This is a genomic window from Microbacterium sp. NPDC055665, assembly GCF_053618035.1.
The window spans coordinates 54,705-70,160 of sequence record NZ_JBSHGY010000006.1 but is presented as its reverse complement, the minus strand read 5'-3'; the positions used below and the strand labels follow the sequence as shown (position 1 = coordinate 70,160).

15 protein-coding genes are annotated in these 15,456 nt (G+C 69.2%); 9 read left to right on the top strand and 6 right to left on the bottom strand.

Features of this window, described 5'->3' with window-relative positions; all coding sequences use genetic code 11:
* Positions 1–24 precede the first annotated feature (24 nt).
* A complete protein-coding gene (locus ACWGO6_RS14445) occupies positions 25–1,131 on the bottom strand; it encodes a fatty acid desaturase family protein (RefSeq protein ID WP_452327033.1) in 1,107 nt (368 codons plus the stop codon).
* 291 nt (positions 1,132–1,422) lie between these two features.
* On the opposite strand from ACWGO6_RS14445, the gene ACWGO6_RS14440 reads away from it, so the two are divergent.
* The 4 genes from ACWGO6_RS14440 (at position 1,423) to ACWGO6_RS14425 (ending at position 6,671) form a co-directional block, all read left to right on the top strand.
* Complete coding sequence (locus ACWGO6_RS14440) at positions 1,423–2,073, top strand: GntR family transcriptional regulator (RefSeq protein ID WP_136043039.1); 651 nt, start codon at positions 1,423–1,425, stop codon at positions 2,071–2,073.
* A gap of 247 nt (positions 2,074–2,320) precedes the next feature.
* A complete protein-coding gene (locus ACWGO6_RS14435; RefSeq protein WP_452327032.1) occupies positions 2,321–4,024 on the top strand; it encodes an alkaline phosphatase family protein in 1,704 nt (567 codons plus the stop codon).
* Between the two features lie 249 nt (positions 4,025–4,273).
* Positions 4,274–5,296: a TerC family protein gene (locus tag ACWGO6_RS14430; RefSeq protein WP_452327031.1), complete on the top strand. Its 1,023-nt coding sequence runs from the start codon at positions 4,274–4,276 to the stop codon at positions 5,294–5,296.
* 94 nt (positions 5,297–5,390) lie between these two features.
* Positions 5,391–6,671 (top strand): hemolysin family protein, encoded by a 1,281-nt coding sequence (locus ACWGO6_RS14425; RefSeq protein ID WP_452327030.1) that lies wholly within the window; start codon positions 5,391–5,393, stop codon positions 6,669–6,671.
* Positions 6,672–6,690: 19 nt separating this feature from the next.
* Here the strand turns inward: ACWGO6_RS14425 and ACWGO6_RS14420 are convergent, their stop codons facing one another.
* From ACWGO6_RS14420 to ACWGO6_RS14400, 5 genes are all read right to left on the bottom strand, one after another.
* Positions 6,691–7,596, bottom strand: coding sequence for an arginase family protein (locus tag ACWGO6_RS14420; RefSeq protein WP_452327029.1), 906 nt, complete (start codon positions 7,594–7,596; stop codon positions 6,691–6,693).
* 40 nt (positions 7,597–7,636) lie between these two features.
* Positions 7,637–8,539, bottom strand: coding sequence for an SDR family NAD(P)-dependent oxidoreductase (locus tag ACWGO6_RS14415; RefSeq protein ID WP_452327028.1), 903 nt, complete (start codon positions 8,537–8,539; stop codon positions 7,637–7,639).
* A 33-nt stretch (positions 8,540–8,572) separates the two neighbouring features.
* Positions 8,573–9,232 carry a cation transporter gene (locus ACWGO6_RS14410; protein ID WP_452327027.1) on the bottom strand — a complete coding sequence of 220 codons (660 nt, stop codon included), beginning with the start codon at positions 9,230–9,232 and terminating at the stop codon, positions 8,573–8,575.
* Positions 9,232–9,570 (bottom strand): ArsR/SmtB family transcription factor, encoded by a 339-nt coding sequence (locus ACWGO6_RS14405; RefSeq protein ID WP_452327026.1) that lies wholly within the window; start codon positions 9,568–9,570, stop codon positions 9,232–9,234. Before ACWGO6_RS14405 ends, ACWGO6_RS14410 begins: the two co-directional genes overlap by 1 nt.
* A 91-nt stretch (positions 9,571–9,661) precedes the next feature.
* Positions 9,662–10,204 (bottom strand): small multidrug efflux protein, encoded by a 543-nt coding sequence (locus tag ACWGO6_RS14400; protein ID WP_452327025.1) that lies wholly within the window; start codon positions 10,202–10,204, stop codon positions 9,662–9,664.
* Between the two features lie 156 nt (positions 10,205–10,360).
* On the opposite strand from ACWGO6_RS14400, the gene ACWGO6_RS14395 reads away from it, so the two are divergent.
* The 5 genes from ACWGO6_RS14395 (at position 10,361) to thrC (ending at position 15,227) form a co-directional block, all read left to right on the top strand.
* On the top strand, positions 10,361–11,560 hold the full coding sequence (locus ACWGO6_RS14395; protein ID WP_240745134.1) for a sensor histidine kinase: 1,200 nt from the start codon (positions 10,361–10,363) through the stop codon (positions 11,558–11,560).
* A complete protein-coding gene (locus ACWGO6_RS14390; RefSeq protein WP_136043030.1) occupies positions 11,557–12,159 on the top strand; it encodes a response regulator transcription factor in 603 nt (200 codons plus the stop codon). The genes ACWGO6_RS14395 and ACWGO6_RS14390 overlap by 4 nt, the downstream gene beginning before the upstream one ends.
* Positions 12,160–12,384: 225 nt before the next feature.
* Positions 12,385–13,149, top strand: a complete 765-nt coding sequence (gene erm, locus ACWGO6_RS14385; RefSeq protein ID WP_136043029.1) for a 23S ribosomal RNA methyltransferase Erm — start codon at positions 12,385–12,387, stop codon at positions 13,147–13,149.
* A 90-nt stretch (positions 13,150–13,239) separates the two neighbouring features.
* On the top strand, positions 13,240–13,734 hold the full coding sequence (locus ACWGO6_RS14380; RefSeq protein ID WP_452327024.1) for a methylated-DNA--[protein]-cysteine S-methyltransferase: 495 nt from the start codon (positions 13,240–13,242) through the stop codon (positions 13,732–13,734).
* Between the two features lie 89 nt (positions 13,735–13,823).
* Positions 13,824–15,227 carry a threonine synthase gene (gene thrC / locus ACWGO6_RS14375; protein WP_452327023.1) on the top strand — a complete coding sequence of 468 codons (1,404 nt, stop codon included), beginning with the start codon at positions 13,824–13,826 and terminating at the stop codon, positions 15,225–15,227.
* Positions 15,228–15,456: the final 229 nt, after the last annotated feature.

Here is a 15,456-nt window from a genome sequence, read left to right as displayed (position 1 = left end):
TGCAACGGTTTGGTCACGGAAATCTCAGGATCGGAGCGGCACCCCGATCGCGAGCCGCTGCTCCGCGAGCGGGCAGGCGAACACGTCGCGCTCGCCGAGTCCGACGCGGTTGATGTAGCGCACGACGATCGCGTACGAGGCGAACAAGCCGACCTGTGTGTAGGCCACCCCGTGGGTCCGGCAGTAGTCGGCGATCAGAGGCGCGGCGCGGCGCAGGTGCGGGCGCGGCATCGACGGGAACAGGTGGTGTTCGACCTGATAGTTGAGGCCGCCCATCGCGATGTCGAGGAAGCGACTCCCACGGACGTTGCGACTCATCAGCACCTGCCGGCGGAGGAAGTCGAGGGTCATCTCCCTCGGCACCACCGGCATCCCCTTGTGGTTCGGGGCGAAGGCGATGCCCATGTAGAAGCCGAACAGTCCCAGCTGCACCGCGAGGAAGACGAACGCGACGCCGGGGGAGAGCACGATGAACACCAGCACCAGGTAGCCGATCATGCGGATGCTGAGGAAGGCGATCTCCGCCCACCGGCGTTCCAGCCGCCCGCGCGCGAACATGCGCCGCACGCTCGATGCGTGCAGCGACAGGCCCTCGAGGAGCAGGATCGGGAAGAACGCCACTCCCTGATGTCCGCGCAGCCAGGTGATGACCGGGCCATGGTGCCGGGCCGCGGCCTCGGCGGAGACGGCGATCACCGGGAGTTCGATGTCGGGATCGGAGCCCAGCTTGTTCGGGTTCGCGTGGTGGCGGGTGTGCTTGTGCTGCCACCAGCCGTAGCTCATTCCGACGAGGAGGTCGCCGAGGATCAGGCTGATCCAGTCGTTCCAGCGACCCGACACGAAGATCTGCCGGTGCGCGGCATCGTGCCCGAGGAAAGCGATCTGCGTGAACACGATCGCCAGAACGGCGGCCGTGAACAGCTGCCACCAGGTGTCGCCGATCCAGACGAAGGCGAGGAGACAGGCGCCCAGGAGCACGGGGGCGGCGATGAGCTTGGTCCAGTAGTAGCCGTACCGACGGCGCAGCAGCCCGCGACTGCGGACCTGCTGCGCCAACTCGGTGAAGGCGCTCGATGCACGCGGTGCGCTGTCACGCGGGCGAGTGCGGATGGTCGGACGGATGCCGTCCATGATGACCTCTTCTCCGGCGCCGACCTCGACGGCGGCACCGTTGTGCGAACCGATCCTCAGCGATTCCCGGTCGTCGTCGAAAGCGGCCCTCGCTGGTGGGTTCAGCGTCAGGTTACGCCGCGAACCTGCGTGCGCTCTCAGCTATCGGCGCACAATCGAACGAGGGTTTTACACGGGACATTGCTCTGGATGCGATACATTGCATGGTAGGTAGAACTTCAGGCTCTACGTCGCTGCAAGCTCAGTGGAGGAAAATTGGCACTCTCAGGCGGACCCCTCGAGCGCAGGTCGATGAGCGACGAGGCGTACGCCCGTTTGCAGGACGCGATCATCAGCGGCGAGCTGCGTCCGGGCGAGCGTCTGCGGGACTACGAACTCGCCGAGCGACTGGGCACGTCGAAGACGCCGATCCGTCACGCGCTCGACCGCTTGGCCGATCACGGCCTGGTCGAGATGCAGCGCAACCGCTACACGCGGGTGGCGCCGATCGATCTCGATCGTGTCCGCAACGCCGTCGACCTCTTCGGTGACATCTGGATCGGCTCCGTGCGCCACGTCATGCCCGTGATCCAGGATGACGACGTCGCTTACCTCACCGACCTCGCGGACGACATGGCGAGGGCGGTCAAGTCCCGCGACGTCGCGGGCTTCGGTGTCGCTCTGCGTGCCATCGCCACCGGATTCGCTCGCATCGAGGGCAACTCCGCACGAGCAGTCGTCATCGAGCGGCTCGGGCCGCAGATCCGACGCTTCGGCGAGCACTCGCGGGACGCATTCGAGTGGGACAAGATCGAGGCGTTCGCGGTCGCCCTCCGTGAGGCGATGAATGCGCGCGACGCGGTCCAGACCCGTGCGGTGCTCGTCACGCTTTTCGACGACGTGCTCCTCGCCACGATCGACCGCGCGGAAGCCGCAGGCTTCCCCGGGATCGACGAGGACTGAGGTCCCACGAGAGCGCCGCCATCTCCCGGCGTTCATGAAGATGAGTACCTCCGTCGGCACACGTGAGTGAACGGCGTGCCAACTTGTATTGACACCTTCGTCTGAAAGGGCGAGCGCCGGCGATCGACGTTCGAGACTGGGCTCCGGGCATGGACCTCCCCATGCCGGTGAACCCCACAGTCTCGGAGATCAAATGTCCTCGTTCCGCAAGCGAGCGGTTGTCGTGACAACTGCAGCCGCCTGTCTCGTGTCCTCCCTCTCAGTGGTGCCCGCCGCGGTCGCCGCCGACGCCCCGCCCGTCAAGACGCTGGTCGTCGGCATCGACGGAGCTGCGTTCGACTTCCTCGACGACGCGGACATGCCGAACCTCGACGCCCTCATGGCGCGCGGCATGGTCTCGTCGAGCAACCTGTACGGAACGCCGATGGCCGGAACCATCTCCGGGCCCGGCTGGTCGACCATCGCGACGGGCGTCTGGCCCGACAAGCACAACGTGGTCGACAACAACTTCTCCTCGCCGCGTTACGACCTGTACCCCGACTACCTCACACGCATCGAGGCTTCCCGACCGGCGCGCTCCACGGCCGTCGTCGCCACCTGGGCTCCGATCGCGACCACGGTGTTCGGTTCAGCCGTGGACTCGCGTGTCCAGGGTGGCAGCGATGTCGGCACGACGGCCAAGGCCGTCGAGACGATCGCCGCAGGGGCGGACGACGTGTTCGTGCACCTCGACGAGGTCGACGGTGCCGGCCACAGCGGAGGAACGAATGCCGCCGCATACGGACGCGCACTGGCGAAGGCAGACGGGGAGCTCGGGCAGATCCTCGCCGCCGTCGAGGCCCGGCCGGACGACGAGGAATGGCTGGTCGTCGTGACCGCCGACCACGGCCACACCCCGACGGGCGGACACGGCGGCAGCAGCCCGGCGGAGCGCGAGGTGTTCGTGGTCGCCGCAGGACCCGGGATCGAGCCCGGTGTGCGTCACGATGTGAAGATCTCCGATATCGCGCCTACCGTGCTCTCCGCAGTCGGCATCGCCGCCGACCCGACGTGGAAGCTCGACGGTACGGCGGTGCCGTCGCTCAAACCCGATGCCTTCGACTCGCTGCGGCCTTCGCTGCAGACGCGCGCCGACGAGACGCGCCCGGGGGCGGACGTGCTCGGCTGGACCCATGCGGCGCCCGAGGGGTGGAGCATCGACAACTCGCGCATGCCGGCGGGTGGTGTGAAGGAGTGGTCCGGCTGGTCCTTCGCGACCGACGACTTCTGGACGAATGTCGAACTCGGCCAACGTCGGGAGACCTCGGTGCGTGCTCGCGACGTCTTCGCGGTGGCCGACTCCGACGAGTGGGACGACAAGGCGCACTCCGCCGGGGCGTTCGACTCGACGCTCGTGAGCCCGGCATTCCCGCTCACCGGCGCGAAGACGGCGACCCTGTCGTACGCCACGAACTACTTCATCGACGGCCCGCAGTCAGCAGAGGTGCTCGTGAGCTTCGACGGCGGCCAGCCGCAGTCGCTGAAGGCGTACACCGCGAACACGAACGCGAACGAGCAGCTCGCGTTCGACGTTCCGGCCGGGGCGCGCACCGCGCAGTTCCGCTTCCACTACACCGGCACCAACAGCGCATTCTGGGTCGTCGACCGGGTCGCACTGGGCCAGGCGGCAGCACCCGGGGACACGACCGCGCCGACCGCGACGATCAAGGAAGGCGCCTCCTTCACGGTGGGTGCCGACGGCGCGTACGACCGGGTGAGCTACAAGCTCTTCGACGCGGGCAAGGTCGCGTCCGTCACGATCAACGGCGTCATGAAGGACCTCGTCGACAACCATTGGTCCGACGTGAACTTCCTGAAGCCCGGGGTGTTCGGTGCGGTAGCCGGACTGAACACGATGGTGGTCAGGGACGTGGCGGGCAACACGAAGACGGTCACGTTCACCCTGAACTGACGGCGGCCTCCGCGGGCGCGCTGCACCGGCGCGCCCGCGGAGGAGCCCCACTCGACCGAGCCACGCCGTTCCAGGCGAACCCACAGGAACCGCAAAGGGTCGTCTCCTAGCCTGGAGAAACCAAGGGGAGTACTCCGATACGGTCGGGTCGTCATTACGGATGCACGTCGCATCCCGGGCCACCGGTTCCTGTTCAGGAATGGAGAAGACTTTGGCGGCGCTTTTGCGCCCCGAGTCTGGAGTACCCGTTTGGATATCACCCCCCTGATCTGGATCATCACGATCGCGGTCACGATCGCCTTCTTCGTCTACGAGTTCTTCGCGCACGTGCGCACGCCTCATGAGCCGACGATCGCGGAGTCGGCGCGCTGGTCGATCTTCTACATCAGCCTCGCGCTGCTGTTCGGCGTCGGCATCGGCGTCTTCTCCGGCTGGACCTTCGGCGGCGAGTACTTCGCCGGCTACCTGACCGAGAAGGCGTTGTCGATCGACAATCTCTTCGTCTTCCTCATCGTGATGACCGGCTTCGCGGTGCCGAAGATCTATCAGCAGAAGGTGCTGATGATCGGCATCGTGATCGCGCTGATCCTGCGCGGCATCTTCATCGCCGTCGGCGCGACGCTCATCGAGAACTTCTCCTGGATCTTCTACCTGTTCGGCGCGCTGCTGCTTGTGCTCGCCTACCGTCAGGCGTTCAGCAACCACGAGAGCAACCCGGCGAACGGACGCTTCATGACGTTCGTCCGTCGGCACCTGCCCGTCAGCGATGAGTACAACGACGACAAGCTGACCGTCGTCAAGAACGGCAAGCGCTTCGTCACGCCGATGCTGCTGACGATCATCGCGATCGGGTTCATCGACCTGGTGTTCGCCGTCGACTCGATCCCCGCCATCTACGGTCTCACCGACCAGGCGTACATCGTCTTCACCGCCAACGCCTTCGCGCTCATGGGCCTGCGTCAGCTCTACTTCCTCATCGGTGGACTGCTCGAGCGACTCGTCTACCTCGCGCAGGGCCTCGCGGTCATCCTCGGGTTCATCGGCGTCAAGCTCGTCCTGCACGCGCTGCACGTCAACGAGCTGCCGTTCATCAACGGCGGTCAGGGCGTCGAGTGGGCGCCGGAGATCCCGATCTGGTTCTCGCTGCTGTTCATCGGCGCCACCATCGCGGTGGCCACCGCGGCGAGTCTCATCAAGACCCGTCGCACGCCGGGCGCCGTCACCGCTTCCACCGACACCACCCCCACCATCCCGCAGAAGGAGCACTCTTGAGCGCGCAGCGCTGTTCTGACTCTTCGGACTCTGACAGTACGAGCGCCCGGTTCATCCCGGGCGCTCACCCCACCACAGACGCGGCGGCCCGCTGATGGGCGACCTGCTCTGGAACATCGCCCTCGTCTTCGCGTTCGTGCTCATCGGCGGTGTCTTCGCCGCCACGGAGATGGCACTGGTCACGCTGCGCGAGAGCCAGATCAACGCGATCGGCCAACGCGGACGCCGAGGGGCGAAGGTCGCGGACCTCGCGCGCAACCCCAACACCTTCCTCTCGGCCGTGCAGATCGGTGTGACCGTGGCCGGGTTCGCCTCGGCCGCGTACGGTGCGACCTCGATCGCGCCGTCGCTGGCACCCGTGCTCGAGTCGTGGGGTCTGGCCCCCGCGATCGCGCTCACGATCGCGACCCTCGTGCTCACGCTCGTGATCGCCTACCTCTCGCTGGTGCTCGGAGAGCTCGTGCCCAAGCGCCTCGCGATCCAGCGCAACGCGCAGTTCGCGTATGCGGTCGCGCCCGCCCTCAACGGCTTCGCCACGGTCATGCGTCCCGTGATCTGGCTGCTCTCGGCGTCGACGAACGCCCTCGTGCGGCTGCTCGGCGGCGACCCGCATAAGACCAGCGACGAGATGACCGACGAGGAGGTGCGCGACATCGTGGCCAGCCATCAGGGTCTGCCGGACGACGAGCGACGGATCCTCGACGACGTGCTCTCTTTGCGGGGCCGGCAGGTCAGCGAGGTCATGCGACCGCGCCCCGAGGTCGTCGCCCTCGACGAGGCGGCGAGAGTCGGCGAGGTGCTGGCCCAGGTGCGAGACCTTCCGTACTCGCGCTACCCCGTCTCGGAGACCTCGATCGACGACATCACCGGATTCGTGCATGTCCGCGACCTGTTCGAGGCCGCATCCGACGACCCGACCCGTCCGCTGAGCGCGCTCATGCGCGAGATCCCCTACATCCCGTCGTCCGCCCGGGTGCTGCCGACCCTGACCCGGATGCGCGCGGAGGGGCACCACATCGCCGTCGTCGTCGACGAATACGGCGGCACCGACGGCCTGGTCACGCTGGAAGACCTCGTGGAGGAGGTCGTCGGCGAGATCTTCGACGAATACGACGCCGAGGTGTTCATCTCTGCCGACGACGGACTCGACGGACGCCTCAACCTGCAGGACTTCGAGGAGGCCACGGGGCTGGCCATGCCGCGCGGGTCGTCCGACACCATCGCCGGGTTCGTGACCGAGCAGCTGGGCCGACTCGCCGTTGTCGGCGACACGGTCGAGGTGCCGGGCGCGACGATCCAGGTCACGGAGCTCGACCGACGTCGGATCTCGCGTGTTCGAGTCACCCCCGCGCAGGTCGTCGAGCCCCAGGCCTGATCGTGCGGTCGGAGGGCGGTCAGGGCTGAGGTACGCGGCTACCCAGGTCGCGGAGGCCCTCAGCCAGGATCTCGACCAGCAGGCGGGCATAGCGCCCGTCGGGGTCGAGGTCGGGATCGAAGACCGTAATCGAGGCGCCGACCGCGTGCGGGGCGATTTCGCGCAGCAGTGCGGTGAGATCGGCCGCCCCGATGCCGCCGGGGTCGGGGCTGTCGACGGCGGGCATGATGGCCGCATCGAGCACGTCGACGTCGACCTGGAGCCAGTACGCGGAGCCCGCCACGGCGGCGGCCGCGGCCCCGACATGGGCGGCGCCGCGAGAGAGGACGTCGGCGGAGGAGAAGACACCGCCCAGGGCGCCGCGCACCTCCGGAAGGTCTTCGTCATCGTCACGGTGGCCGATGTGCGCGGTGCGCTGCGCGGGAAAGAGGGGACCGAACCCGTCGATGTCGGCGACGGCCGGCCAGTGCCTGCCGATCGCCGCGGCGAGAGCCTCTCCGGCCACGCTCGCACATTCGTCGCTGTTGCCCGGGTGGCGGAAGTCGGTGTGGCCGTCGACGTGCACCAGTCCGATGCCGCCGCGGCGCACGGTCGCGAGACCCGCGCCGAGCAGGATCGCGCAGTCGCCCCCGATCACGAGCGGCGCCTCGCCCCTGTCGAAGGCGGCGCCGATGCGTGCGGCCAGGCGCCGCGAATGGTCGATGGTCGCGCTCTCGTTGCGCACGTGCCCCGGCGCTCTCGTGGCGTCGTCGTCAACGTAGCGGCCGGCCAGGACGACGCCGGAGTCGGTGGCGCCGAGCTCGGCGAACCGTGCGAAAAGCCCGGCTTCGCGCAGTGCCTCCGGAGCCTTCGCGGCGCCGGGGACGCTGCCCGGCTCGGGGGGACGGAGGCCGAGGTTCGAGGGAGCCGACAGCAGCGTGATCATGCCTGCATCCTGCACCGGGGGTCGGACATTCGCGCGGGGGTCAGGCCGGGAAGCGCACCCCGGTGATGCTCTCCGCCGCTGCCCACAGCGCCGTCCCGATCGCCGCGGAGCGCACCTCGTCCGACGCGGCCGCCCGCGCCGGTGCTCCACGGAACTCGAGCAGACCGCCGGGGCCCCAGTAATCACCGTTCTTTACGTCTGCGGCCGTGGCCGCATGGACGACGGGCAGCGCGCCGCCGTCCTTGCCCTGCACGAGCAGGCGGGTCGGCGCGGACAGGGCACGGACGACGCCCGAGACTTCCGCGAGACCCGGACGCGGTGGGGTGAGCGGGTCGACCGCATAGCCCGGGTGTGCGCAGACTGCCAGTCGGGAGGAGCCCGACCAGCGTCGGGACAGTTCGAAGGTGAAGGCCATCAGCGCTGCCTTCGATCGCCCGTACTGCCGGAGCGAGGAGCCGGTCCACGGGGCGTCGAGGGCTGCCGGATCGAGGGTCGCGAAACGGTGGGCGATCGAGCCGACGGCGACGACGCGGGCGTCCGGTGCGAGGGCGGGCCCGAGCTGCGCCACGAGGGCGAAGTGTCCGAGGAAGTTCGTGCCGACCATGAGGTCGAGTCCGTCGCTGGTGCGGCCCGAGCGGTCGGCCGCCTTGACTCCGGCGTTGCAGATCACCGCGTCGATCCGTTCGCCGATTCCCGTCGCAGCGCCGCGCACGCTGTCGAGGGAGCCGAGGTCGAGCGGCAGTATCCGGAGGTCGGCGTCCGGCACCTGCGTGCGGATCGCGGTCACCGCCGTCGCCGCGCGTTCCGGGGAGCGGCATCCGAGCAGTACCCGCGCACCCCGCGCGGCGAGCTGCTCCGCGCACCAGTACCCGATCCCGGCGTTCGCGCCGGTGACGAGCATCGTGCGTCCGAGCAGGTCGCGGCCTAGGTTGGCGGAATCCATTCCCCCAACCTAGGCCGCGCGGATGCTCCCCGCTCAGTGATGGTGCTCGTCGTGCTCATCCTCGAGGAGCATGCCGACCGACGTCGCGCAGGCATCGCCCTTCCACGCCTCGACGCCCTCGCGCACGGCGAAGGCCGCGATGACCAGTCCGGCGACGGCATCCGCCCACCACCACCCGAGCAGGGAATTCGCGACCAATCCGATCAGCACCGCGGCCGAGAGGTACGTACAGATGAGCGTCTGCTTCGAGTCGGCGACAGCCGTGGCGGAGCCGAGCTCGCGACCCGCACGGCGCTCGGCGAAGGACAGGAAGGGCATGACGGCGACGCTGACGGCGGTCAGGACGATGCCGACGGTGCTGTGCTCCGGACGCTCGGCCATGACCAGCGCCGCCACCGAGGTCGCGGTGACGTAGGCGGCGAGGGCGAAGAAGGCGACCGCGATGACGCGCAGGGTGGGCTTCTCCCAGCGCTCCGGATCGCGGCGGGTGAATTGCCAGGCGACTGCGCCCGCAGACAGGACCTCGATCGTGGAGTCCAGGCCGAACCCGATGAGTGCGGCCGAGGAGGCGACGGATCCGGCGGCGATCGCGACGACCGCCTCGATCAGGTTGTAGGCGATCGTGATGCCGACGATGAGGCGGATGCGGCGATGCAGGGTCTCGCGGCGGGTGAGGGTGAGCGTGGCGGTCATCAGCAGGTGCAGCCTTCGCCGGAGCAGCAGTCCGGCTCCACGATGAGTGTCACCCGCATGAGCATGTCGAGCGCGGGTGCGAGGTGCCGGTCCGCCAGACGATAGCTGCTGCGGCGGCCGTCGGGCACGCTGTCGACGAGGCCGCATCCGCGCAGACACGCGAGATGGTTCGACATGGCCTGGCGTGAGACGCCGAGCGCTTCGGCGAGGTCGGCGGGATAGCGCGGGGACTCTCTCAGCGCGAGCAGCACGCCGGCGCGGGTGGGATCGGAGAGTGCGTGTCCGAGACGGGCGACGGCGGCCGTGTGCGTGGGGGAGGAGGCGAGCGCGGTGGTCACGAACCCACTGTACAGAAAATCATGAATTCAGGAAATGATGGACATGAGGCGGGGGTGCGACGGGCTCGTCGCACCCCCCGCCTCAGGAAGCTCAGCGGATCGCGTACACGGCGCTGCCGACGATGACGGCCACGATGGTCGTCCAGCCGATGATCGCCAGCGCCTGCCAGAAGAGGATGCGGGCCTTGCCGATGCCGGACGCCGCGAGCATCGTCGCGGTGAACTGGGTCGGCAGGAGGAGCGGGCCGAGCAGGCTGACTCCGGGAACGCCGTAGCGCTCGAACGCGCGCTGGAACTTCTCCCGACGCGCGGTACCGCGCCCGGTGTCAGCAGTCTCCGCGTGCACCTCGTCCGCCGTGCCGCCGCCGGCGAGGGCCACCGCCTTTGCGCGCGAGCGATTCACGACGGCCTGTCGCGCTCCGGAACTCACCAGCACCACGACCAGGACGCAGAGGAAGTTGCCCACGATCGCCGCGATCGCGGCGACCACGGGCGGGATGCCGCCGATGATGCCGATGCTCACCGCGCCCTCGCCCTCGATGAAGGGGATCGCGCCGGCGAGGGCGACGATGAGCGGCTGCACGAGCTCGGGAACCTGGGCGACCAGGTTCTGGAAGGTCTCGATGAGGTTCATGGGGATGCTCCCTGGTGTCGGTGCCAGCGGTGTCTCCGCTGCGATGACTCCAGTCCACTCGACGGACGGTCACCGCGGCAGTGTCGGGCCGTCACCGCTTCCCGGGTGGATCGCATGACGCATCCGTGACAACTGTCACGGCCCTATCGTGGGAGCGTGAGCAGCCGCGCCGAGCCCCTCGCCCCCGTCGAGCCGAGTCCGGGGGCGCGACAGCTGTCCCGTGGCGTGACGGCCACGTGGTGGTACACGGCGAGCGCCGTGGTCATGTTCGAGCTCGCCCTGGTGGCCGCGTGGACGCTCGTGACGCTCGCGATCGACCGTCAGGGCTTCTCCGCTCTGGTCGTCGGCGGGGGCGGACTGCTCTGGAGTGCTTCCACGCTCCCGCTGCTGGCCGATTATCGGCACCGACTCGACGCCGAGCCGGGCGTGCGATGGCTGCGTCTGGCCGTGCCGTTCCTCGTCGCCGTGGTCTACGGAGTCGCCGCCGGAGCGGTGGTCGGCAGCTGGCAGCTCGCCCTGATGCCGATCGTGCAGTCGCTCGTGCTGCTCAATTGGCAGCGCGGAGTGCGGTACAAGGTGGTCATCGCCGCCACGATCGTCCTCGCCGCCGTCGCCGTCGTCGATTCCACGCTCGACGTCTCGGACGAGATCCCGCTCCTGGTTCCCGTCGTCTACACGGTGTTCCTGCCCGTGATGACCGTGACCTCGCTGTGGTGGTGGGACGTGCTGATCACGCTGGATCGCGCCCGCGCATCCGAGGCGAGGCTCGCCGCCACGCAGGAACGGCTGCGGGTCGCCACCGATGTGCATGATCTGCAGGGTCATCACCTCCAGGTCATCGCCCTGCAGTTGGAACTCGCGGAGCGTCTGCTGCCGACCGACGCCGACGCGGGGATGGAGCAGCTCCGCGCAGCGCGGGTGAGCGTCGACGAGGCACGCCAGGGCACCAGGGACCTCGCGACCCGCTTCCGCTCGGTGCCGCTGCGGGACGAGCTCGCCAATGCCCGCGACCTGCTGACGGCGGCGGGGCTGGACGTGGAGTCCGTCATCGATGCGGATGCCGATTCGGCTCCGGCATCCGCTCTGGGCCCCGTGATCAGGGAGACGACGACGAACGTCCTGCGACACGGCGGCGGGCGCCATGCGCGTCTCCTGCTGGCCCGAACCGGCGATGCCTGGCGGTACGAGATCGCGAACGATGTGATCGCGGGGGCCGAGGTCGAGCATGACGGCTCCGGGTTGGAGGGTGTGCGCCGCAGGATCGAGGAGGCGCACGGCACCCTCGAGGTACGGCGCGACTCCGACGAGTTCGTGGTCGTCGTGGCCGTGCCGACGCAGGGGGAGGATGCTCGATGATCCGCGTGCTGCTCGCCGATGACGAAGGCATGATCCGCTCTGCCCTTGCCGCCCTGCTGCGGCTGGAGGAGGACATCGAGGTCATCGCCGAATGTGCCGACGGCGAGCAGGCCGTCGCGGAAGCCCTGCGCCTGCAGCCGGACGTGTGCCTGCTGGACCTCGAGATGCCGGGCCTCGACGGCGTGCAGGTCGCCGAGAAGCTGAACAGGGCGATCGCGACGCGGTGCGTGGTCGTCACCCGTCATGCGCGCCCGGGCGTGCTCCGTCGCGCTCTGGCCTCGGGGGTCTCGGGCTTCCTGCCGAAGTCCCGCGGCGCCGACGAGGTCGCCGCCGTCATCCGCCGGGTCGCCGCCGGCGCCCGCTACGTGGATCCCGAGATCGCCGCCGACGCTCTGAGCGACGAGCGCTCGCCGCTCACAGACCGTGAACTCGACGTGCTGCGCGCCGGTCGTCGTGGCGAGACAACGGGGCAGATCGCCCGGGCGCTCTCTCTTGCCCCGGGGACTGTGCGCAACCACATCTCGGTCATCCTCGGGAAGCTGTCCGTCGGCACGCGGCAGCAGGCCGTGCTCATCGCCGAGGATCGCGGCTGGATCTGATGGCCGATATGCTGTCCGGCATGGGAACAATATGCGCCGCGCCCGTGATGGGGCGCAACCTCGTGTTCCGCGACCGCCGCGCCTGACGGCGCGCTCGCTCTTCGCACGCATCTGCGCGCCGTCCACCGAGATGTCATCGCACCTCGGGACGGGCAGTCCTCACCGACGCCTCTTCGCGTCCTCCCCTCCTTCGAGGTGCTCCGATTCTTCTTCTGGAGCGCACTCATGCCTCGTTCAATCCATGGTGGCCGTCACGAACTCGGCCAGAACTTCCTCACCCATCGTCCGACCCTCGCCCGCATCACCGACCTCGTCGGGCGCACCTCCGGCTCGATCCTCGAGCTCGGGTGCGGTGATGGCGCACTCACCCGCTCGCTCACGACCCTCGGCAGACCCCTCGCGGCGATCGACATCGACGAGCACCGGGTGCATCGGCTCCGAAGGGCACTGCCCGGCGTGCGCATCGAGGTCGCGGATGCGACCCGCCATCCGCTCGACGCGGACGTCGTCGTCGGCAACATCCCGTTTCATGTGACCACGCCCATCCTGCGGCGGTTGCTCTCGAGCCGTGGGTGGGACCACGCGGTCCTGCTGACGCAGTGGGAGGTGGCGCGCAAGCGGGCCGGCGTCGGCGGCGGAACGATGATGACCGCGCAGTCCGCGCCCTGGTTCGAGTTCTCGCTGGAGGGCCGCGTCCCGGCATGGGGGTTCTCGCCGCAGCCGAGCGTCGACGGCGGGGTGCTCGCCATCAGCCGCCGCGGCTCACCGCTCGTCCCGGTATCCGATCGCCGGGCGTACGAGGCGTTCGTGGGGGCGATGTTCACGGGCCGAGGCTCGAACCTCGCTGCGGTGGTGGCCACGGCGGCGCGCACACCCCTGTCCCGGGGTCGACAGGCGGTCGCGGCGGCCGGCGCCGAGGACCGGCGTCTTCCCCGCGATCTCCGCCCCGAGCACTGGGCGGCGCTCTGGCGCCACGTCTCCCGCGGGTGAGATGACCGGGCCGTCCCGCCGCCCCGCCGCGCGACGGCCCGGCCCGCTCACGGTGAGCCCGACGTCGGAGCATCCGGGTAGCCTCGACGCATGTCCGCTTTCGGAACGCTCGCCACCCCGGTCGGTGTCGTCGGCGTCGTCAGCGACGGCGTGGCGATCACCCGGGTCACGTGGCGGTCCGCTCCGCCCGAAGACGCCACCGCACAGCCCGACCCACTGCTCGCCGAGGCCCTCGCGCAACTCGCCGCGTACTTCGCGGGCACGCTGCGCCGATTCGACGTTCCCGTCGACCTCGGCGTGCAGACCGCGGCGACCAGAGCAGTGCTCACGGCTCTGCACGGGACGGTCGGGCATGGCGAGACGATCACGTACGGCGGCCTCGCCGCGCGCAGCGGCACCGACGTCCCGGCCAGGGGCATCGGGTCGATCATGGGGGCGAACCCCGTCCCGCTGATCGTGCCCTGCCATCGGGTGGTGGCCGGCGACGGCCTCGGCGGATACTCGGGCGGTGACGAAGGTCGCGGGCTCGAGACCAAGCGCTGGCTGCTGGAGCACGAGGGGGCGCTGCCGACCTCTCTGTTCTGAGCAGGAGCGGCGGCATCCGTCATCCCGTCATCTCGCCGGCGAACACCCTGCGAGAATGGACGTGCCGAGTCCCGAGCCGAGGAGCCAACGTGCAGTTCATCTCCACCCGCGGCGGCATGCAGCCGCAGTCGTTCAGCGAGACGCTGTTGGAGGGCCTCGCGCCCGACGGCGGACTGGCGGTGCCGGAGGTCATGCCCACCGTCGACGGCGAGACGCTCGAGCGTTGGCGTGCACTGACCTACCCGCAGCTCGCAACTGAGGTGCTGAGCCTGTTCGCGACCGACATCCCGCGCGCCGACCTGGCGCGGATGACCGACGCGGCCTACGCCGACTTCCCCGACGGCGTCGTGCCGCTGCGCGCGATCGACGACGAACTGACGCTGGTCGGTCTCTCCGAGGGCCCCACGCTCGCGTTCAAGGACATGGCGATGCAGTTCCTCGGCCAGGTGCTCGAGTACACGCTCGAGCGCAACGACGCCGTGCTCAACATCCTCGGCGCGACCTCGGGTGACACCGGCTCCGCGGCCGAGCACGCCCTCCGCGGCAAGGAGCGCGTCGCGGTGTTCATGCTGTCGCCGCAGGGGCGCATGAGCGCGTTCCAGCGGGCGCAGATGTTCTCGCTCGACGACGCGAACGTGCACAACATCGCGGTCGAGGGCGTCTTCGACGACTGCCAGAACCTCGTGAAGAAGCTCGCCGGCGACCTCGACTTCAAGCGCACGCAGCACTTGGGAGCGGTGAACTCGATCAACCTCGCGCGCATCACCGCGCAGACCGTCTACTACTTCTGGGCGTGGCTGCGGGCGACGGATGCCGGCGGCTGGACCGAGCTTTCCTTCACTGTGCCCTCGGGCAACTTCGGCAACATCCTCTCCGGCTTCTTCGCGAAGCAGATGGGACTGCCGATCCGCCGCCTGGTGCTCGCCGCGAACGAGAACAACGTGCTCGACGAGTTCTTCCGATCCGGCGTCTACCGCCCGCGCAGCGCCGCGCAGACGCTCGCGACCTCCAGCCCCTCGATGGACATCTCCAAGGCGTCGAACCTCGAGCGCTTCATCTTCGAGCTCGTCGGCCGCGACCCCGCCCGCGTCGTGGGGGCGTGGGACGACCTCGAAGCGCAGGGATACTTCGACTTCTCGGCCGAGCAGGAGCGCTTCCTCGAGGAGTTCGGCATCGTCAGCGGAACCTCGACGCACGCCGACCGGCTGACCACGATCCGCTCGGTGTACGAGACCACGGGCGAGGTCATCGACCCGCACACGGCCGACGGCGTCAAGGTCGCACGCGAGTATGTGGAGCCGGGCGTTCCGATGCTCGTGCTCGAGACAGCCAAGCCGGAGAAGTTCGCCGAGACGATCCACGAGGCCATCGGCGTCGAGCTCGGCTACGCGCCGGAGCTGCAGGAGATGCTCGACGCACCCCAGCACGTGACCGAGATGGCCGACGACGAGCAGGCTCTTCGCGCCTTCATCGAGGCGAACGCGCTGCACTGATCGTCGGGGCGGTCGTCGAAGCCCCGCTTTCCCGCCGAGACCCCCTCCTGTCGCTGTCGGCAGGAGGGGGTCTCGGCGTTTCGTCGGGGTCTCGGCGGGAGGTCTCCGGGTGCGAGCGCCGCGCGAGGGTCGCGTGCAATGCGCACATACCGACGTGATTCTCGTGCGATGTGCACATATCCTCGGGCCGGAGGGCGTGGCTACTGTGGCCCACAACCCGTTCCCTCCC

Excerpts from the sequence above, each read along its gene's own strand:
- ACWGO6_RS14415 (WP_452327028.1), bottom strand. The coding sequence starts at position 8,539 with ATGGATTCCGCCAACCTAGGCCGCGACCTGCTCGGACGCACGATGCTC.
- ACWGO6_RS14440 (WP_136043039.1), top strand. The coding sequence starts at position 1,423 with ATGAGCGACGAGGCGTACGCCCGTTTGCAGGACGCGATCATCAGCGGC.
- ACWGO6_RS14380 (WP_452327024.1), top strand. The coding sequence starts at position 13,240 with ATGTCCGCTTTCGGAACGCTCGCCACCCCGGTCGGTGTCGTCGGCGTC.
- ACWGO6_RS14390 (WP_136043030.1), top strand. The coding sequence starts at position 11,557 with ATGATCCGCGTGCTGCTCGCCGATGACGAAGGCATGATCCGCTCTGCC.
- ACWGO6_RS14400 (WP_452327025.1), bottom strand. The coding sequence starts at position 10,204 with ATGAACCTCATCGAGACCTTCCAGAACCTGGTCGCCCAGGTTCCCGAG.
- ACWGO6_RS14420 (WP_452327029.1), bottom strand. The coding sequence starts at position 7,596 with ATGATCACGCTGCTGTCGGCTCCCTCGAACCTCGGCCTCCGTCCCCCC.
- erm (WP_136043029.1), top strand. The coding sequence starts at position 12,385 with ATGCCTCGTTCAATCCATGGTGGCCGTCACGAACTCGGCCAGAACTTC.
- ACWGO6_RS14445 (WP_452327033.1), bottom strand. The coding sequence starts at position 1,131 with ATGGACGGCATCCGTCCGACCATCCGCACTCGCCCGCGTGACAGCGCA.
- ACWGO6_RS14425 (WP_452327030.1), top strand. The coding sequence starts at position 5,391 with ATGGGCGACCTGCTCTGGAACATCGCCCTCGTCTTCGCGTTCGTGCTC.
- ACWGO6_RS14410 (WP_452327027.1), bottom strand. The coding sequence starts at position 9,232 with ATGACCGCCACGCTCACCCTCACCCGCCGCGAGACCCTGCATCGCCGC.